At 60.1% G+C, this 19,541-nt stretch carries 17 protein-coding genes; 9 read left to right on the top strand and 8 right to left on the bottom strand.

The window, feature by feature from the left end:
• Nucleotides 1-106: 106 nt before the first annotated feature.
• From FBY02_RS06135 to FBY02_RS06110, 6 genes are all read left to right on the top strand, one after another.
• Nucleotides 107-1,912 carry a copper resistance system multicopper oxidase gene (locus FBY02_RS06135; RefSeq protein WP_144924693.1) on the top strand — a complete coding sequence of 602 codons (1,806 nt, stop codon included), beginning with the start codon at nt 107-109 and terminating at the stop codon, nt 1,910-1,912.
• 11 nt (nt 1,913-1,923) lie between these two features.
• The gene (locus tag FBY02_RS06130) at nt 1,924-2,835 is read left to right on the top strand and encodes a copper resistance protein B (RefSeq protein WP_144924690.1); all 912 of its coding nucleotides are present in this window, start codon (nt 1,924-1,926) and stop codon (nt 2,833-2,835) included.
• A 56-nt stretch (nt 2,836-2,891) separates the two neighbouring features.
• Entirely contained in the window at nt 2,892-3,278 is a 387-nt protein-coding gene (copC, locus tag FBY02_RS06125) for a copper homeostasis periplasmic binding protein CopC (protein ID WP_144924687.1), read from the top strand.
• A gap of 1 nt (nt 3,279) precedes the next feature.
• Nucleotides 3,280-4,206 carry a copper homeostasis membrane protein CopD gene (gene copD, locus FBY02_RS06120; protein ID WP_256662476.1) on the top strand — a complete coding sequence of 309 codons (927 nt, stop codon included), beginning with the start codon at nt 3,280-3,282 and terminating at the stop codon, nt 4,204-4,206.
• Nucleotides 4,207-4,517: 311 nt separating this feature from the next.
• Nucleotides 4,518-5,705 (top strand): cyanate transporter, encoded by a 1,188-nt coding sequence (locus FBY02_RS06115; RefSeq protein ID WP_144924684.1) that lies wholly within the window; start codon nt 4,518-4,520, stop codon nt 5,703-5,705.
• Nucleotides 5,706-5,835: 130 nt separating this feature from the next.
• On the top strand, nt 5,836-6,747 hold the full coding sequence (locus FBY02_RS06110) for a DMT family transporter (RefSeq protein WP_144924681.1): 912 nt from the start codon (nt 5,836-5,838) through the stop codon (nt 6,745-6,747).
• A 42-nt stretch (nt 6,748-6,789) separates the two neighbouring features.
• Here FBY02_RS06110 and FBY02_RS06105 read toward each other — a convergent pair whose 3' ends face one another.
• Genes FBY02_RS06105 through FBY02_RS06080 form a run of 6 tightly spaced genes read right to left on the bottom strand, consistent with a single transcriptional unit; the run spans nt 6,790 to nt 13,692 of the window.
• Entirely contained in the window at nt 6,790-8,205 is a 1,416-nt protein-coding gene (locus tag FBY02_RS06105) for an amidase (protein ID WP_144924965.1), read from the bottom strand.
• Nucleotides 8,206-8,207: 2 nt separating this feature from the next.
• On the bottom strand, nt 8,208-9,548 hold the full coding sequence (locus FBY02_RS06100) for an aspartate aminotransferase family protein (RefSeq protein WP_144924678.1): 1,341 nt from the start codon (nt 9,546-9,548) through the stop codon (nt 8,208-8,210).
• Complete coding sequence (locus FBY02_RS06095; RefSeq protein WP_144924675.1) at nt 9,526-10,650, bottom strand: aminotransferase class III-fold pyridoxal phosphate-dependent enzyme; 1,125 nt, start codon at nt 10,648-10,650, stop codon at nt 9,526-9,528. The genes FBY02_RS06100 and FBY02_RS06095 overlap by 23 nt, the downstream gene beginning before the upstream one ends.
• Before the next feature lie 9 nt (nt 10,651-10,659).
• Complete coding sequence (locus tag FBY02_RS06090) at nt 10,660-11,541, bottom strand: TauD/TfdA family dioxygenase (protein ID WP_144924672.1); 882 nt, start codon at nt 11,539-11,541, stop codon at nt 10,660-10,662.
• A complete protein-coding gene (locus FBY02_RS06085; protein ID WP_144924669.1) occupies nt 11,516-13,078 on the bottom strand; it encodes an AMP-binding protein in 1,563 nt (520 codons plus the stop codon). Before FBY02_RS06085 ends, FBY02_RS06090 begins: the two co-directional genes overlap by 26 nt.
• Nucleotides 13,075-13,692, bottom strand: coding sequence for a thermostable hemolysin (locus tag FBY02_RS06080; RefSeq protein WP_144924666.1), 618 nt, complete (start codon nt 13,690-13,692; stop codon nt 13,075-13,077). Before FBY02_RS06080 ends, FBY02_RS06085 begins: the two co-directional genes overlap by 4 nt.
• Before the next feature lie 169 nt (nt 13,693-13,861).
• On the opposite strand from FBY02_RS06080, the gene FBY02_RS06075 reads away from it, so the two are divergent.
• The 3 genes from FBY02_RS06075 (at nt 13,862) to leuD (ending at nt 17,114) form a co-directional block, all read left to right on the top strand.
• Complete coding sequence (locus tag FBY02_RS06075; RefSeq protein ID WP_144924663.1) at nt 13,862-14,797, top strand: LysR family transcriptional regulator; 936 nt, start codon at nt 13,862-13,864, stop codon at nt 14,795-14,797.
• A gap of 284 nt (nt 14,798-15,081) precedes the next feature.
• Entirely contained in the window at nt 15,082-16,503 is a 1,422-nt protein-coding gene (gene leuC / locus FBY02_RS06070; RefSeq protein ID WP_144924660.1) for a 3-isopropylmalate dehydratase large subunit, read from the top strand.
• Entirely contained in the window at nt 16,500-17,114 is a 615-nt protein-coding gene (gene leuD / locus FBY02_RS06065; protein WP_144924657.1) for a 3-isopropylmalate dehydratase small subunit, read from the top strand. Before leuC ends, leuD begins: the two co-directional genes overlap by 4 nt.
• A 98-nt stretch (nt 17,115-17,212) precedes the next feature.
• Here leuD and FBY02_RS06060 read toward each other — a convergent pair whose 3' ends face one another.
• Both FBY02_RS06060 and dctA read right to left on the bottom strand, forming a co-directional pair.
• Nucleotides 17,213-18,127, bottom strand: coding sequence for a LysR substrate-binding domain-containing protein (locus tag FBY02_RS06060; protein ID WP_144924654.1), 915 nt, complete (start codon nt 18,125-18,127; stop codon nt 17,213-17,215).
• 78 nt (nt 18,128-18,205) lie between these two features.
• On the bottom strand, nt 18,206-19,510 hold the full coding sequence (gene dctA / locus FBY02_RS06055; RefSeq protein WP_144924651.1) for a C4-dicarboxylate transporter DctA: 1,305 nt from the start codon (nt 19,508-19,510) through the stop codon (nt 18,206-18,208).
• Nucleotides 19,511-19,541: the final 31 nt, after the last annotated feature.

The raw sequence follows: 19,541 nt of genomic DNA, 5'->3' as shown, positions 1-19,541 counted from the left end.
GACTGAAATGTAATCACCCGCCCCGCTCGCCTATGTCATCTTTGCTTCACACCTGCACGGGGATTGCCCCCATGCACGTTGCGAATCGACGGATGGACTTTTATCGATGCAAACAAAAACTTCCCGGCGCACCTTCGTAAAGGGCCTGACCGCTGGCGGCATCCTGGGTGGTCTGGGCCTGTGGCGCCCCCCTGTCTGGGCGGTGACCGGCCCAGGCCAGCCCAATGTACTGAGCGGCACCGATTTCGACCTGTTCATCGGCGAAAGCCCGGTCAATTTCACTGGTCATCCCCGCATAGCCCAGACCATCAACGGCGGCATTCCCGGCCCACTGCTGCGCTGGCGCGAAGGCGACACGGTGACCCTTCGGGTGCGCAATCGCTTGAAAGACACCACATCCATCCATTGGCACGGCATTCTCCTGCCAGCCAACATGGACGGCGTGCCAGGGTTGAGCTTCAAGGGCATCGAACCCGATGGCCAGTACGTCTATCAATTCAAGGTCCGCCAGAACGGCACGTACTGGTACCACAGCCATTCCGGGTTCCAGGAGCAATCCGGGGTGTATGGCCCGCTGGTCATCGATGCCCGGGAACCCGAGCCCTTCCAGTACGAACGGGACTACGTGGTGATGCTCACCGATTGGACCGACGAAGACCCCGCCGACGTCATCCGCAAACTCAAGAAGCAGTCGGACTACTACAACTACAACAAACGCACCGTCGGCGACTTCATCGACGATGTCGCCAGCAAGGGCTGGGGCGCCACCGTGGCCGATCGCAAGATGTGGGCCGAGATGAAAATGAACCCCACCGACCTGGCGGACGTCAGTGGCACGACCTACACCTACCTGATGAACGGCCAGGCGCCGGACATGAACTGGACCGGCCTGTTCAAGCCCGGCGAGCGGATTCGCCTGCGCTTTATCAACGGTTCGTCCATGACCTACTTCGACGTGAGCATCCCCGGCCTGAAAATGACCGTGGTCGCCTCCGATGGCCAATACGTCAATCCGGTGTCCGTCGACGAGTTCCGGATCGCCGTGGCCGAAACCTACGACGTCATCATCGAGCCCACCGAGCAGGCCTACACCTTGTTCGCCCAGTCGATGGACCGCACCGGGTATGCCCGTGGCACCCTGGCGACCCACGCCGGACTCTCGGCCCCGGTCCCACCGCTGGACCCGCGACCACTGGTGACCATGGACGACATGGGCATGGGCGGCATGGATCATGGATCGATGCAGGGCATGGATCACAGCAAGATGCCCGCAATGGATCACGCTGCCATGCAGGACATGCAGGGCATGGATCAAGGCGAAATGTCGACCATGGATCAGGGTGACATGCCGATGATGAACCACGGCGCCATGCCCGGCATGGGCAACATGCCGTCCCATCCGGCATCGGAGCAAGGCAACCCACTGGTGGACATGCAGGCCATGAGCGTCAAGCCCAAGCTCGACGACCCGGGCATGGGCCTGCGCAACAATGGTCGCAAGGTGCTGACCTATGCGGACCTGCGCAGCAGCTTCCCAGACCCGGACGGCCGCGAACCGGGTCGCACCATCGAATTGCACCTGACCGGACACATGGAAAAATTCGTCTGGTCATTCAACGGCGTGAAGTTCTCCGACGCCGAGCCGTTGCTGTTCAAGTACGGCGAACGGCTGCGCATCGTGCTGATCAACGACACCATGATGACTCACCCCATCCATCTGCACGGCATGTGGAGCGACCTGGAAGACGAAAACGGTCAGTTCATGGTGCGCAAGCACACCCTCGACGTGCCGCCCGGTTCCAGGCGCAGCTACCGGGTCACCGCCGATGCCCTCGGACGCTGGGCGTATCACTGTCACCTGCTCTTCCATATGGAAATGGGCATGTTCCGTGAAATCCGGGTACAGGAATGAGGAGCCGAACCATGACCCGCCACATTCAATCCCCCCTCCTGTCGATGATGGTCATGGCCGGCCTGGCACAAGGCATCGCCGCGCCCGCCTGGGCAGCCGGCAACGCTATGCCAGGCATGGATCACAGCCAGATGCAGGGCATGGACCACGGCCAGATGCAAGGCATGGATTCAATGCAGGACATGCAGTCGATGGAGCCGCCCAGGACCACCAGCCGCACGCCGATCCCCGAACTGACCGCCGCCGATCGCGCAGCGGTCTATGAGGACCACGGCGGCCATAGGATGAATGACAGCGCGCTCAACTCATTCTTCCTGGTCAATCAATTGGAATGGCAAGACGCCGACGAAGGCAACGCACTGAGTTGGGACGCCTCCGGCTGGATCGGCGGCGACATCGATCGGTTGTGGCTGCGCACCGAAGGCGAACGCACCAACGGCAAGACTGAAGAAGCCGAACTCCAGGCCCTTTGGGGTCACGCCATCAGCCCCTGGTGGGAGGTAGTGGCCGGCGTGCGCCAGGACTTCAAGCCGGACGAGCCACAAACCTGGGCTGCCTTGGGCATCCAGGGCATGGCGCTGTACAACTTCGAAACCCAAGCCACGGCCTATCTCGGCGAGAACGGCCAGAGCGCCATGCGCCTGGAAGGCGACTACGACATCCTGTTGACCAACCGCCTGATCCTGCAACCCACTGCCGAAGCCAATTTCCATGGCAAGAACGATCCGGCACGCGCGGTGGGTTCAGGGTTATCGAACACCGAACTGGGCCTGCGGCTTCGTTATGAAATCCGTCGCGAATTCGCCCCTTACATCGGCGTCACCTGGAACCGCACCCATGGCAACACCGCCGACTACGCCCGCGAAGAAGGCGATGACCGTAGCGAGGCACGCCTGGTCCTGGGCGTGCGCATGTGGTTCTGACGGATTGAGCCCCTTCATTTCCCAAAAAACTAGAAAACCGTTGTAGGAGTCCTTGCATGTCATTCATCAAAAACACTGTGATCACCGTCGCGTTGTCCACCGGGCTGCTGAGCAGCGGCCTGACCCAAGCACACCCCAAGCTGCTGTCCACCACCCCTGCCGAAGGCTCGCAGGGATCGGCACCGGAGAAAATCGAGCTGCACTTTTCCGAGAACCTGATGACCAAGTTCTCCGGCGCCAAGCTGCTGATGACCGAGATGCCCGGCATGTCGGCCCATTCGCCGATGCCTATGCCGGCCAAGGTATCGGGCAGCGAAGACCCCAAGACCATGGTCATCGTCCCGAATACCCCGCTCATGTCGGGCACCTATCAGGTCCAATGGCGCGCGGTATCGTCCGATACTCACCCGATCACCGGCAACGTCACATTCAAGGTGAAGTGAGTTGAGCGACTCGATCGACATAGCGCTGATCAACATCGCTCTACGCCTGGCCCTCTATCTGGATCTGATGTTGCTGTTCGGCCTGGCGGTTTTCGGCCTTTATGGTCTGCGGGGCCAGGAACGAAGGTTGGGTGAAGTGTTGCCTTTCGCATGGCTGCTGGCGAGCACGGCCATCATCGGCGTGCTGCTGTCCATCGCTGGCATGCTGTGCATGGTCTGGGCCATGAGCGGCGTGACGGATTGGACCGAGTTGCGACCGCACCTTGAGATGATGGTATTGGAGACTGACGTGGGGTCGAGCTGGAGTCTGCGGATCCTGGCATTGATGCTGACCGTTGTCGCCGCGACGCAAAGCAGACACAGACCGACCGCCAGCCTGTGGCTGGGCACGCTGGCCGCAGGCGTGGCCCTTGCGACACTGGCGTGGGCCGGCCATGGCGCCATGGACGAAGGCGAACGACGGAGCTGGCACTTCATCACTGACTTTTTGCACCTGTGGGCGGCGGGTGCCTGGGTCGGCGCGTTGGCAGCGTTTGTACTGCTGCTTCGCCAGGCCGAACAGCGCTTGTCAGTGCTGTCTCGAACCCTGACCGGTTTCGAAAGAGTCGGGGCGGTGATCGTGCTGATCATCAGCGTGACCGGCGTGATGAACTATCTGTTCATCGTCGGCCCGAGCATCGACGGACTGTTCGACAGCACCTACGGTCAGTTGCTGACACTCAAACTCGTCCTGTTCGGAGTCATGCTGGTGTTCGCCGCACTGAACCGTTTTCATCTGAGCCCACAGTTGGAACGGGCCAGGCAAACCGGCGAACACAGTATCGCCGTGGGAGCCTTGCGGCGCAGTATGGTGCTCGAGTTTTCAGTGGCAGCGGTCATCCTGGCACTGGTGGCCTGGTTGGGGGCGTTGAGCCCGGCGATGCAATAGCATCTGTGGGAGCAAGCCTGCTCGCGATAGCGGTGGGTCAGCTTGCGGCGATGTCGGCTCTGCCGGTCATCGCGAGCAGGCTTGCTCCCACAGGGGTCGGCGGCGTCTGCCAATGCTGCTTACATCCGACTCAAATGTTGGAGTGAGCCTGCTCGCGATGGCAGTGGGTCAACTTGCGGCGATGTCGGCTTTGCCGCCCCCAATCACAGGGTTAATAGCATTTAATCTTTCAATATCCCTGCCCAGTTTTCAGTTTGCCCCTGCCCTCGCTTCCCGGCCTAAATGGCATTTTTATCAGCCAAGGCTTCGTTATGGAAAATGTTCGAACTTCAAGCACCCACGCCGTCTGGCTGATGGTCAGTGTGGTGTTGGTGGCGTTGAACCTGCGACCTTCGATGGCCGCGGTCGGGCCATTGTTGTCAGCCATTCGTGGCGACGTACCGTTGAGTTTCAGCACCGCTTCACTGCTGACCATGCTGCCGGTCATGGCGATGGGCCTGGCGATGTTCCTGGGCATGCGCATTGCCCTGCGCATCGGTGAACATCGCACCATCGTGCTGTCGCTGTTGATCGTGGGCATCGCCACGGCGTCGCGCCTGTATCTGGACAGCGCCGCCGAGCTGATTGTCAGCGCCGTGGTGGCCGGGGTCGGGATCGCGCTGATTCAGGCGGTAATGCCGGCCCTGATCAAATCGCGATTCAGCGACAACGTTTCGCTGTTCATGGGGCTGTATGTCACTTCGATCATGGGCGGCGCGGCACTGGCAGCGTCGTTTTCGCCCTTCGTCCTGACCCAGACCGGCAGCTGGCGTATTGGACTGGCGATCTGGGCGGTATTGGCGCTGGTGGCCCTGGGTTGCTGGTACGCCCAGCGCTCGGCCGTCACGCCGCTACCCGACGCTCCGAGCCGGAACAAGGAGTCGTTCTTCGCCAATGGCCGGGCCTGGCTGCTGGCGATTTTCTTCGGCCTGGGCACTGCGTCCTACACCTGTGTGCTGGCCTGGCTGGCGCCGTACTATGTGGAAAAAGGCTGGAGCGAGCAGCACGCGGGCCTGTTGCTGGGGTTCCTGACGGCGATGGAAGTGTTGTCTGGCCTCGTCACCCCGGCCATTGCCAACCGCAGCCAGGATAAGCGCCTGGTACTGGCTGTCCTGTTGGCCCTGATCATGGCGGGCTTCTGCGGCCTGATTCTCAGCCCGGACCGCTTCAGCCTGCTGTGGCCTTGCCTGCTGGGGCTGGGCATCGGTGGCCTGTTCCCGATGAGCCTGATCGTGTCCCTTGATCACTTGGACAATCCACGCCGGGCCGGGGGCCTGACGGCATTCGTGCAGGGCATCGGCTATCTGATCGCCGGACTTTCACCGTTGATTGCCGGAATGATCCGCGATCAGTTGGGCAGCTTCGAATGGGCCTGGTGGTCGCTCACCGCGGTCATGGCACTGATGATCCTCATGGTGTTGCGCTTCAATCCCAAGCAGTACGCACGGCACATCAGCTAGAGAATCCGTTTGCGTCACAGAGCAAAGGGCCGCAATGACTGCGGCCCTGTCTTTATCCACCCTACCCATGACGGCTGACGGATTTGTCCATCATGACGTTCCAGTTCTCGAACACAGGAATCAGACATTGATGAAACACGTCGGTTTTGCAGCCGCTCACTGGGGCATGCTTATCTGGGCAATACTGATCGCCTCTTCGTTCTTCGCGGCGGCCCAGGTCAGCCACTCGATCGATCCGATTCTGCTCACGGGCTTGCGACTGCTGTTTTCGGCCTTGCTGTTCCTGCCGCTGTTGCTGCTGAAAAACACCTCGCCCATCACCACCAAAGGGTTGCTGGCTCACGCAGTGCTTGGCCTGTTGTTGGCGACCTATTTTGGTTCGTTGTTCGAGGCGTTGCGCTACACCTCGGCGGTCAATACCGCGACGTTGTACACACTGGTGCCATTGATCACCTTGTTCTTCGAGGTGTTCCTGCTGCCCAGTCCAAACCTCAAGACCCGCCTGCTGCCCATGCTGATCGCGGCGGCCGGTGCCGTGTTACTGACGCTCAAGGGGGCGGCACCGGGGCAGATGCCCGCGCTCTATCCGGTACTGGTCTTCGGTGTCGGTTGCGTGGCGATGGCGTTGTACTCGCCCCTTAGCCAACGATTCAAGGCCAAGGCGCTCAAGGGCCGGGATCCAGTGGCGATGACGTTCTGGAACATGCTGTTCGGTTCGCTGTTTCTGCTGGTGTTCTGCCTGTTCAGCGGCGGCTGGCGCAGCGGCCGGCTGCTGTCGCTGCCGGATATCGGTTGGCTGGTGTACCTGGCCCTGTTCGGTACCCTTGCCACGTTCTGGCTGTTGCACCGGGCCATCGGCGTGATCGCACCGTCCACGGTCATTTCCTACGTGTACCTCAACACCCTGTTCGTGACGCTGCTCAACTGGTTCTGGCTCAGGCAACAGCCAATGGCGCTCGAAATCATCGGCGCCGGGCTGGTAGGCGTCGGGATGCTGGCATTGGTGATTTCAAGCCGTAATGCCAGAACCGCTACGGCTTGAAATCGCCCCGGGGCCCTATGCTTGCGCGACGCACATGCAACGCTAGTACGCCGACGCCGAACGAGGTGCAACCGGGCTCCAGCGCTCCAGCTCCCGTTCCAGGAAAGCCGCTACCGCCAGCAACCGCTCTTCCTGCCAGTGGGGTCCGACGATCTGGATGCCGATGGGCATCCCGGTGGCCGCATCGGTGCCGGCGCGGATCACCACCGCCGGCGAACCGCTGAGACTGAACGGGAACACGAAGGCATAGCGGTTGCGATCCTCCAGGGACTCGCCATGACGGAACGCAACGTCAGGAAACACCGGGCAGATGAACAGGTCGTGTTGCTTGAAGAACTTCGCCAGCTGATAGCGGAACGTGTCGATCGCGATCCAGTCACGCTTGACCTCATCCACGGTCAACTCAGTCGCTTCGCTCATGTCCAGCAACCGCGCGATGGCCGGGGTGAAACGACGCTTGTTCATCGACTCGAACAACTGTCGCCAGCCACGCCCGGCATCGGCGCCGGTGATGAACACCCGCCACAGCACATCACAGGCCTCCTCGAGCATCGGCGGCGCTACCGGACTCACCTGCGCCACCACCTGCCCCAGGCACCGTTCGACCTGTTGCAACACCTCGCTCACCGCCGCACTGACAGGCGTGCGGTCCGACTCCGAAAACAGTGCGACCCGCAGGCTGGCCAGCGGTTCACTGGCGACAAACGGCACGTCGACGGTGTCCGGATCCTGTCCGTCGGCACCGCTGATCAGCGGCCCGAGCAACGCCAGGTCATCGACATAACGTCCCATCACGCCGAAAGCCGAAGTCATGTGGAACAACCCGGAGCGGTCGTTGGGAAACTGGCCGGTCAACGGCACCCGGCCCTGGGTCAGTTTCAAGCCGCAAATGCCGTTGAAGTGCGCAGGTATCCGCACGCTGCCGCAGGCATCGGAAGCCAGCCCGGCGGGCGAGCATCCGGCGGCGATTGCAGCCGCTTCACCGCCACTGCTGCCGCCGGCGGAGCGTTGCAAGTCGTGGGGATTGAGGGTGCGACCGTAGATCAGGTTTTCGGTCTCGAAGGCCATGCACAGTTCAGGCACATTGCTGATGCCCAGGATGATCGCACCGGCCTGCCGAAGCCGGGCGACGGCCGTCGCGTCCTGCTGGCTGACGTCGCCCAGCATCTCCTCCACCCCCCGGGACATCCGGAATCCCTGGACGTGGAGGACATCCTTGATGGTGATGGGAATACCGTGCAGCGGACCACTGATCTGGCCGATGCGCGCCATTTCGTCCGCTTCGCGGGCCTGGCGCCGCAGTTCCTCCACGGGCGCCAGTTGGATCAGTGCATTGATCTGCCGGTTACGCTCGGCAATCCGCTGCAGGTAGAACTCCAGCAACGTGACGCTGGTCAGCACGCCACGTCGCAACAGACCCGCCATTTCCCGCAGGGTCAGCGAGTCGGGATTGAACATACTCACGACGCCTCCTTGCTGCGCAACCATTTATTGGGTAACTGGTACATGTTGCGCACCACTAGGGAAAACGCCTTGACCGCCAGCTTCGGGCGCCGGTTGATGGCTTCGAGGGCCTCTTCGATCATCGTCAGGATATGGCGCAACGCATCGGGCGAGATGTTCAGCGGCGGATAAAAGCGCAGTACCGGACGCTCGGCCTTTTCATTCATCGAGTGGCCGGCATGAATGCCGCGTTTGCTCAATTCCATGCTCATCAGGGCTTCATAGACCGATCCGCGCAAACGCAACCCCGTCATCAGGCCCACGCCCGGTACGTCCTCGATGATCTGCGGATAGCGCAGCGCCAGGCGTTGCAGGCCATGGCGCAGCAAACCGCCGTTGATCCGTGACTGCTCCACCAGGTTGTTCTGCTCGATGTAATCGATCGCCGCCAGCGCCGAGGCGCACGCCACCGGGTGCCCGCCATTGGTGCGCGTATCGGGCTCGATTTCACTGAGTGGGTATTGGGTCGCCAGGCGCTTGCTGTACATGGCGCAGGCGAACGAGGTGTAGCCGCCGGTCAGACCTTTGGAGAGGATCATGATGTCGGGCACCACGTCGTCATACTGCACGGCGAACCATTTGCCGCAGCGACCGAAGCCGGTCTGGATTTCATCCGCCACCAACAGGGTGCCGGTGGCATCGCACAAGGCTCGCAGATTGGCCATGTAGCCCACCGGCGGCACCTGCAGGTGGGCGCCGCCCAGGATCGGTTCGACATACACCGCGCATACGCCCTCGCCGACGGCTTTTTGCAGGGCCGCAAAATCACCGTAGGGCACATGGGTCACATCGGGAGCCGCGATGCCATAGCTGCTGTGATTCTGGCGTTGCCCCAGGATACTCATCGCCGCCAGGGTCTTGCCATGGTAGGACCCGCTCATCACCACGATCCCACGCCGATGCGGCTGGATGCGCAACGCATAGCGCAGGCTCTGCTCGATGGCCTCGGCCCCCGAGACCATATACTGCACATCACCCCACTCCCCCGGTACCAACTGGCACAGACGCTCGGTCAATTTGTCCTGGAGCGGATGGCGCCGGCCTTCCGGTACCCAGGCCATCTGGTTCAGTTGAGCCTGCACCTGCTCGCGGACCATCGGGTTACGGTGGCCGACGATAAATACGCCATAGCTGCACGCGCAGTCGATGAAGCGTTTACCGGTGTGGTCGGTGACGTGAATGCCATCGGCCTGTTGCTCGACGCTGGTCTTGCCCAGGCGATAGAGCTTGGCCGCCGATGCGCTCCAGTACCGCTGGCAATCATCCAGCAGTTGTTCATGCGGCCTGAGTAAGGACATGGCTTAAAGTCTCCTTGATGATGTTGGCGGCACGTTGGATATGTTCGGGGCGAGCGGTGATCGGGCAGCGCAAGATCAATTCGCGGCCACGGGGCGTACTGACATAGATGCCTTGCAGGTAAAGCGCCTCGCACAGCACGCTCGGTTGCAGGTCATCGGCCAGTGGCAGGCTGACCCAGCCGCCTTCCGCCACGGCGCCGAACGACGCCAGGGTCTGCGCCAGTCGCTGGCCGTTTTCCAGGCATTGACGGGGCGAGTCGTGGGCCTGCACGTAGTCCAGCGCGGCCAGCGCGGCCACGCAAGCCATCGGATTGCCGGCAGTGGTGCTGCCATGCTTGGCCGGGCTGCTGCGTCCATAGACTTGCCAGGCCATGCGCTCGCTGCAGGTATAGGTGCCGATGGGAATCGCACTGCCCCCCAGCGCGCCACCGAGCACGACAATGTCCGGTACACAGCGATAACGCTGGAAGCCGAACAGCGAACCCAGACTGCCGAGGCAGGTCTGGGTATCGACCGCGATCACCGGCACCGAGGCTTGCGCTGCACGGGCATGCAAGCGCTCGACCAGGGCCGGCTCGAGCAATTGCAATCGACCGCTCGCATCGAGGCGGGTACTGCTATGGCAGACCGCGAAGCAATCATTCCAATCCACCGAGTCCAGGTCCGTGAGATGACGAATCGCCACACGCTTTAAGCCCAGGAAATCTTGCACATCGAGGTCGCCCTGCGCGGCGTTGAGGCAACGCCCGTAGGTCAGCGAGCCGTAATCACCACCCTGGATATACACGATGGTGTTGCCCTTCGGCTTTAGCCCCTTGCATAACTTCAAAGCGCCCTCGAACGCTTCGTCGCCGGAACTGCATACATAGGAACTGACCAGCTGCTCAGGCAGCAGCTCGGCCAGGCGGCGGCACAAGGCAATCAGCGGTTCAGACATCAGTACCCGGTTGGACAGCCCCATGATCTGCGCCTGGCGAGTGACCGCTTCGATCACCGCAGGCACCTGGAAGCCAAACCCGCCGGTCAGGTCGATGATCTGCCGACCATCGCCGTCGAGGTACGTCTCGTACTGCCCGCCAATAATGTATTTATCGTTGTTCATGGATCCCTCTCAGCGATAGCTCAGGGCATTGAAAATGCGTCGACGCTCATCGACGATCGTTTCACGACCGTGCATGACCCGACGGTTATCGATCATCACCACGTCGTGGTCACGCCACCCCACCGGAACGGTGTACTGGGCTGAGACTTCAGCGATTTCGGCGAGAAACTCGGCGGGAATCACCTGACCGCTCACCGTATCGATCACCGGCGCCTCATAGTTGAACGAAGGCCCCAGGATGCTGTTGGCAAAAGCCGGGCGCTGGCTGAAGGCAGAAGTGAGGATCGCCGACGTGCTGAAGGCGTAGTGCATCGAATCATCGGCCGGATTGAAGGAAATCTGCGTCTGCGGGTCATTGCCAATGATCTGCAACAGATCCTCGATGACCACGTCTGCCGGGTTCGACAGGGTCGGCGAATAATGGCAAACCAGCCGACGCCACTTTTCCCCCGCCACGGTGCGGCTGTAGCGAATAGGGTTGTTTTCGAAGAAGCTGCGGCAACCCGGAGACAGCCTCGCCAGCACTTTCTCACCGTCGCAGATCGTGGTTTGCGAACCCTTGCGCGGCGCTTCCTGGCAATAGAACCAAGTCATGTCCGGCCAGAACGGCGAATTACCGTTTTCGCAATGCAGGCCGACCGCCTGATGCCCGGCGTCCACCAACTGCGCCGCACCACCGACCATGACCCGCGCCGGATCCAGGCTCAACCGGGAACTGTTTTGCTTGACGTAGGCGCTGAACGCCTCGGCGCTGTGAATGCAGTTGCGAAACAGCACGACACCGTAGTGTCCCAGCAGCTCGTACAACTCGGCCTTGCCCAGGCTGGCGAAGTGGTGCGACTCGACGATAGAGACGTCGGGGTTTTCAAAGTGAAAGGCAGGTGTGCTCATTGGATGCGTTCCCTTGCAGAGTGGAAAAAACAGTGGCGATGTCGGCACGTTTCGGTCGGCCGGTGACGGTGTAGAGCTGCTCGATCAACGGATCGTCCTTGTTCAACAACCAGAGCCGGTTCGGTCGTTCAATGTCGGAGAAACGGCCGGTCGACCAGGTCACCAGTTCATCGCTGGCCGGCGTGGACTCGACACACAGCAACGCCACAAGACCGTGCTGCTCATCGAAGAACACCGCGGCGTCGTTCACGCCCGGGTACTTGCGGTATTCCAGCTCGACCTGCTCGGGGCTGACATTGCGACCGTTGGGTAGGCAGATCACGTTCTTCTTGCGGCCGTGCACATAGAGGTAGCCGTCTTCATCGAGCATCCCCAGGTCGCCGGTGTCCATCCAGCCATCGCCAGACATTGAGCATGCGCTGGGGTCCGTCCCCGAATAGCCGCTGAACAGCGAACTGCTCTTGACCTCGATGGTCTGGTCGGCGCCGATCCGCACCTGAACATGGGGCAGCGGTTTGCCAACACTGCCCAGGCGCTGCTCTTCGAAGGTGTTCATGCTGACCACAGAGGCGTTTTCCGACAGTCCGTAGCCCTGGTACACCTCGATGCCTTGCTCGGCCAGAGCATGCAGAGCATCGATACTCACCGCCGCGCCGCCGCAGGTGATATGAGCCCCGGACTTCAGGTAACTCGCCAGCCGTTCCCCAGCCTCACCGCCATCGTTCAATTGTTCCAGGAAGCGATTGATCATGACCGGCGGTACCGTCAGCGCCGTTGGCTGGACCTGCAAGATCCAGTCGACCAGACGCTGCGGCGACGCCCCGGGTTCGCCGAGCAATGCTTCGCTCGGCGGCAGGAAATGCACGGTCCCACCGGCCAACAACGGCAGGTACGCAGCGGTCACCTGCTCGAGCAGCAGGCTCAATGGCACCAGCGACAAATACCGACGATGGGCATTGACCGGCATGCGTTCGCGCAGCGACGCCAGTACCGCGCCAACCGCCTGATTGCTCAGGCGCACGCCTTTCGGCCGGCTGGTGGTGCCCGAGGTGTGAATGATCTTGCAGATCCAATCACCCTCACCATCCGGCGTGTGAGGCAGGGGCTGTTCGATCACCGGCTCGCCGAGACGGCGCAGGCGACTGTCGGGAAAATTCAGCTTCCAGCGTTGCGCCAGTGTCCGCTGCCCTGCGGCATCCACCAGGAATCCGTCGCAACGCTCGGCCAGGTGCTCGGCCTGGGATTGACTGAACGCCAGCGGCAACGGCAGCGCGGTAATCCCGGCAAACAGGCACGCCAGGTCGGCCACCAGCCAGTCACTGCTATTGCGCGTCGCGATCCCCAGCACCACTTGATCGCCGTGGGCTGGCGTCGCGAAACGCCATTGCAGCTCCGCAGCCAGATTAAGCGCCCGGTGTTCCAGTTCGCCGTAGGTCAGCGCCACGGATTCGGTACCCGACGTCCAGTCGACCGCGCAGACCGCCTGGCGATTGTCCTGCAACGCCTGCTTCAACTGATTGATGAAACCGCCGCTCATGGTTGTGCCCTCGCCAAAGATTCACCGGGCAACTGGGTAAACGAGGTACTGAGTGTCGTAGCGGCGAAACGAGAACGCTTTGGATCGACCCGGATGAAACCGGTCACCGGTTTCTTGGCGTAATAGGTTCCCCAATTTTTGCCACCATCATCGGCCAGGCGAGTGGGGTCAGCGGTCAACAGCGGCTCGAAATCGATCTGGCAACTTTCCATCATTTGCCGGACCCGAGGCGTAACAGTGCACAACAGGTAATGCCCGCCCATGCACCAGGACAACAACGGAATCATATTAACGAGAATCATTCCCGCTGTTAGGTGATGGGAAATCAAATTGCCGATCTCGACAATGTTCGAACGCTCGATGGTTTTCTCGAAACGTTGAGACAGGATCTCCTCGATCGGTTGTGTCAGGTATTGTTCGGAAAAGAGAATGCGGTGGTCCGCAAAAGTAATCCCGGCACACGCGAGTATGCGATCGTCCTGATCCTGAGTAACTGCAAAGTATTGCGGATTCGGTTCTACCGAAGCCGCATAAGAACTTCGAAACTTGTCTTTTACTACTTCAGTAGCCTGTACCCATAGTGGCGTTTTAGTTTCCGCGACTCGTATTTGCATTTCGTCCTCCTCCGTCCCTGTGCAGGATGTCTTAAAAGCGAGGCGAGCATATTTAAGAAAATTCCTACAAGCCATTTAAAAAATAAATTGCTTCCGCTAATATATAAATAAACGTCTTTGTCATAAAAACCAGAGACGCTAGCCCATGGATTGCGCCAAGAAGGATCTTATGCTCAATAGTAATTTGCTTAGAAAGCTGGACATGCAGGACTTGATGGTGTTCGTCGCGGTGTACGAGCAGAGCAGCGTTACCGAGGTCTCCGAAGCCCTCTGCGTCAGCCAGTCAACCGTGAGCTACTGCTTGAAGAAGCTGCGCACCAGCTTCGAAGATGAATTATTCATTAATACCCGCAGTGGCATGCGCCCAACCAATAAAGCCACCGCGATGTACAGCCATATCGTCAAGATTCTTCAAGCTATTAATATCTGCCACTCAGGTATCCAGAGCTTCGACCCCACGCAAAAAGAAATAACATTCAATATCTGCGCTCCCGAATATTTTGAATTATTGATCCTGCCCAAGTTGGTCAAGCGCTTTATCGGCAGTCAATTCCCGGTCATCATTAATATAACGAAATTTCACAAGGATATTCCCGTTGACGAACTGACGGACGGCCGTTTTGATCTAGTGGTTTGTTTCGGCCCAAACTTTCATCGCAGTGCCAAAGGCTTGCGCTCGCAAGTATTACTGGAAGATGAACTGGTCTGCGTAGTCGATAGGAACGTCGATTTGCCGGGCGAGGCCCTCAGCCTGGAAACATTCGTGGCATGCCAGCATGTGTTCCCGACCCCATGGACATCCGACACCAACATGATCGACGGTTGGCTTGCCCGCCAGGGCCATAGCCGGCAGATCGTCGCCCGGGCCAACAGCTATGTGGCCGCGCTCAATATGGTCACCGGGACCGACTTCGTGCTGACCCTGCCCCGACGCATTCAGGCATTGACCTGTGATGAGGCCAAATTCAGCCATCGCAAGCCACCGGCCGGGTTACCGAACTTTACGCTGGATATGATGTGGAGTGAAAAACCGGGCCAGGACAACGCCAACGTCTGGTTTCGCGAGCAGATCGTGAAGGTCTGCGCCGAAGACGGCTTGCTCTAAGCCGCCCGGGAACCACGCGCATCTTCGCGTGGTTCCCGGGGTGGGGTTTTCCGACGGGCCCCCAAAAAAATCTGGAAATGAGTCGTGAGCACTCCGTGCCTATTGAGGCGATAACGCACTAACGTTGCTTTTTGCCGTCGATCGAACACGAACCATGTCCCAAGCCATCACTGTCCTACCATTGATGGGCTTGTGGTGCTGCCTATGATTGAGCCATACGCCTGTCGGCATAGACCTGCCGCTTTCCGACAGCCTCGCGTACTTTCACCCAAGCGAGTGCCTTCATGACTCAAGCAAGAACCCTCTACGACAAACACATTGATTCCCACACAGTGTGCCGCCTCGATGATCAGGGCCACGTCCTGTTGTACATCGACCGCCAAGTGATCAACGAATACACCAGCCCGCAGGCATTCACCGGCTTGCGTGAAGCCAAGCGCGGCGTCTGGCGCGCTCAAACTGCGCTGGCGGTAGTTGACCATGTGAACCCCACCACGCCCAAACGCATCGCCGCCATGCCCGACGCCGGTGGTGCGCGGCAGGTCTCGTACCTCGCGGAAAACTGCCGGGATTTCGGCATCGAACTGTTTGACATCCTCGACAAGCGCCAGGGCATCGAACACGTGGTTGCACCAGAACAGGGTTTCATTTTGCCGGGTATGATCATCGCGGCGGGGGACAGCCACACCACCACGTATGGAGCGCTCGGGGCGTTCGGGTTTGGTATTGGCACCTCGGAAATCGAGCACTTGCTGGCCACGCAGACGCTGGTCTACAAACGCCTGAAGAGCATGCGCGTGACCGTCAACGGCGCACTCGCCGTCGGTCTGACCTCCAAAGACGTGATCATGGCGCTGATCGCCAAAATCGGCGCTTCCGGTGCCACTGGCTATGCCATTGAATTCCGTGGTTCGACCATCGATGCCTTGAGCGTCGAGGCGCGCATGACCATCTGCAACATGGCGGTGGAGGCGGGAGCGCGTGGCGCATTCATGGCGCCGGACGAGAAAGTCTTTGCCTACTTGAATGACAAACCGCGCGCACCGAAAGGCGAGCAGTGGCAACGTGCCGTGAACCATTGGCGAACCTTACACAGCGACGTCGACGCGCTGTTCGACCGTGAAATCGAGCTCGATGCCAGCGCTCTGGAGCCCATGGTCACCTGGGGTACCAGCCCGGATCAGGCGTCACCCATCGGCGCCACGGTGCCGGACCCGGACGCCATCAGCGATCTGATCCTGCGTCAGGACATGCGCCGCGCCCTGAACTATATGGGTCTGGAAGCCGGCATGCCGCTGAGTGACATCGTCATCAGCCATGCCTTTATCGGCTCGTGCACCAACGCTCGGATAGAAGACTTGCGCGATGCCGCCAGCGTAGTTCGCGGTAAGCACGTGGCCGATCATGTGCGGGGGATAATTGTTCCCGGGTCCACTGAGGTCCGTAATCAGGCGGAAGCGGAAGGACTGGCCGCGATATTTATCGACGCCGGTTTTGAATGGCGGCAATCAGGCTGCTCCATGTGCCTGGCGATGAACGACGACGTATTGGAACCGGGCGATCGCTGCGCGTCCAGTACCAACCGCAATTTCGAAGGACGCCAGGGCGCGGGGGCGCGTACACACCTGATGAGCCCGGCGATGGTTGCAGCGGCGGCGATTGCCGGACGCCTCACCGATATCCGCAACTTTGGAGACAAAACATGAGCCTGCAACCGTTCACCCAAGTCACCGGCAAGGCCGCGCCGATGCTCGCGGCCAATATTGACACTGACGTGATCATGCCCAAGCAGTTTCTTAAGGGCATTGACCGCAACGGCCTGGACCGTGGTTTGTTCTTTGATTTGCGCTTTCTGCCTACCGGTGAGCCGAACCCTGAGTTCGTGTTCAATCAGCCGGCCTGGAGCGGCGCGAGCTTCATGGTGGTGGGACCGAATTTTGGCTGTGGTTCAAGCCGTGAGCATGCTGTGTGGGGCTTGAAGCAATTGGGTATTCGGGCACTGATCGGCAGCAGTTTCGCCGGGATCTTCTACGACAACTGTCAACGTAATGGGGTGTTGCTGATTACGCTGGAGGAGGCGCTCTTGCAGCGCATCGGACAGGTGGTCAGCCAACCGGACAGTGCAACCATCAGCGTCGACCTGGAGGCTCAGGAGATTCGATTACAGGACGGCGCGGTGATCCCGTTCCAGATCGATACCCTGCGCAAGACCGCGTTGTTGCTTGGCCTTGATGCCATCGGCAGCACGTTGCAGCGCCGCGAGCAGATCAAGGCCTTCGAGCGTGAGCATCTGGCCGCCAATCCCTGGTTGAGCTGAAATCGATGGTGAGCGGTTCCAGCTCATTCGCGGGCAAGCTTCGCTCATTGGATAGGTGCGAGGCTTGCCCGCGATGAGGCTCGATCAGGCTACGCAGATCAAATCGACAACCCCTTGAAGTGCTCCTGCAAGAACTCCACACACGCCCGCAATTTTCCCGAATACGCCAGCCGCGTCGGGTACACCGCCCAAACATTGGCGCTTTGGGTGTACTGGGGCAGCACTTGCACCAGTTGTCCTTGCTCCAACAACGGTTTCACATCCCACAGTGAACGCAACAGGACGCCACGTCCGTCCAGTGCCCACTGCAGCACAATCTCCCCGCTATTGGAGGACAAGGGGCCGCGAACCCGAACGCTGTCCTGAGTGCCGTCGTGTTCCAGATTCCAGATGCCAAACGCATTGTCACGCTCCTTGAGCACCAGGCAATCGTGTTGCTCCAGTTCGCTCAGCGTTTTTGGCGTGCCTCGGCGCTTCAGATAGTCCGGTGCTGCACACAGCACCCGTCGATTGCTCACCAGTTGCCGGCCAATGTGCTGACCGGGAATGTCATCGCCGACGCGGATCTCCAAGTCAAATCCCTCGTTGACGATATCCACCACCCGGTCGAACAGGTCCAGGCGAATTTCCAGGTCGGGATAGCGCTCGGCGAGTAACGACAGCGCTGGAGCAACATGATTGCGCCCGAAGCCGAAACTGCTGCACAGGTGCAAACGCCCACTTGGGCTGCCGTGAGCGTCGCAGAGTTCGTCGTGCAATAGCTGGAAGTCTTCGAGAATGCGCACGGCCCAGCGCTGTACCCGGTCGCCGTCTTCGGTCAGCGCGATGCGCCGACTGGTGCGATGCAACAGCCGCGTACCCAGGGACGTTTCGAGGATCTGGATACGCTTGCTGACGTAGGCGGGTGACAGGCCCAGTTCATCCGCCGCCGAAGCGAAGCCGGCCTTACGGATTACAGTGAGAAAAACGCGCAGGTCTTCGGGTAGGGGCACAGTGTCTTTCTTGAGAGTCATAACACACGAAGAATGGCGGCATGAGCCGCCATAATAGCACTGGAACGGCGAGCTCTCGGCTCGCAGGATCCTGCGGGATTACTCGACTGAAACCTTGGCTGGCGCAGCGGCCAGTGCCGCACGGCCACGCTTGAGTGCGATGGGCTCCATTTTGCTGCGATCCAGCTCACCTTCCCAGGCGGCGACCACCAGCGTCGCGACGGCGTTGCCGATGATATTGGTCAGCGAGCGACATTCGGCCATGAACCGGTCCACGCCGAGGATCAAGACCATTGTTGCCACCGGCACTGTTGGTACCACGGCCAGGCTTGCGGCGAGTGCAACAAAACCGGCCCCGACGACCGCTCCCGCGCCTTTTGAGGTGAGCATGGCCACCGCCAGCAAGGTGAGTTGCTGTTCCAGTGTCAGGTCGATGTTGGTTGCCTGGGCCAGGAACAGCACCGCCAGGGTCATATAGATGTTGGTGCCGTCCAGGTTGAAGGTGTAACCGGTGGGAACGACGATGCCAACTACGCCTTTGGAGCAACCCAGGCGCTCCAGATTGTTCATCAACTGTGGCAGCGCCGATTCAGAAGAGCTGGTGCCCAGTACGATCAACAGTTCAGATTTGATATAGGTCAGCAGACGAAAAATGCTGAAGCCGGCATAACGGGCAATGCTGCCAAGCACGCAGACCACAAAGATAAAAGCAGTCAGGTAAAACGTGCCGACCAGTTTGAGCAGTGGCAACAGCGAAGCGAGGCCATATTTACCGATGGTGAACGCAATCGCACCGAAAGCACCGATGGGCGCGACGCGAGTGATCATGCCGACGATACGGAAGAACACATCGCTGGCCTGGTTGATGACACCAACCAGTGGCCGGCCTTTTTCGCCGATCATCACCAGACCTAGAGCGAACAGCACCGCGACGAACAGTACGGGCAGGATTTCGCCTTTGGAGAATGCGTCGAAGAAGGTCGTCGGGATCACATGCAGCAGAAAACCGGTGATGCCTTCACCGTGTTCGGCCTGACCGACAAAACCTGAGATGGCTGAAGTGTCGAGCGTCTTCACGTCAACGTTGAAGCCGACGCCTGGGTGCAGGGCATGGGCGGCGAGCAGACCGATCAACAGAGCGATGCTGGAGACGATCTCGAAATACAGCAGCGCCTTGCCACCCACCCGGCCGACCTGTTTCACGTCGTGCATGCTGGTGATGCCGCAGACCACGGTGCAGAAGATGATCGGGCCAATGACCATCTTGATCAATTTGATGAATCCGTCACCCAACGGCTTGAGGTCGATCCCGACCTGAGGCCAATAGTTGCCGATCAACACGCCCAGGACGATGGCGATGATCACCTGGATATACAGGGCTCCCAGCAGTTTTCTGATTATCATTTTTATTATCTCGAGACGTTTTTTGGGCAAG

The organism is Pseudomonas sp. SJZ078 (assembly GCF_007828255.1).
Taxonomy (GTDB): Bacteria; Pseudomonadota; Gammaproteobacteria; order Pseudomonadales; family Pseudomonadaceae; genus Aquipseudomonas.
Note: the sequence above shows the minus strand (reverse complement) of the source record. Positions and strands in the feature narration are given on the sequence as shown.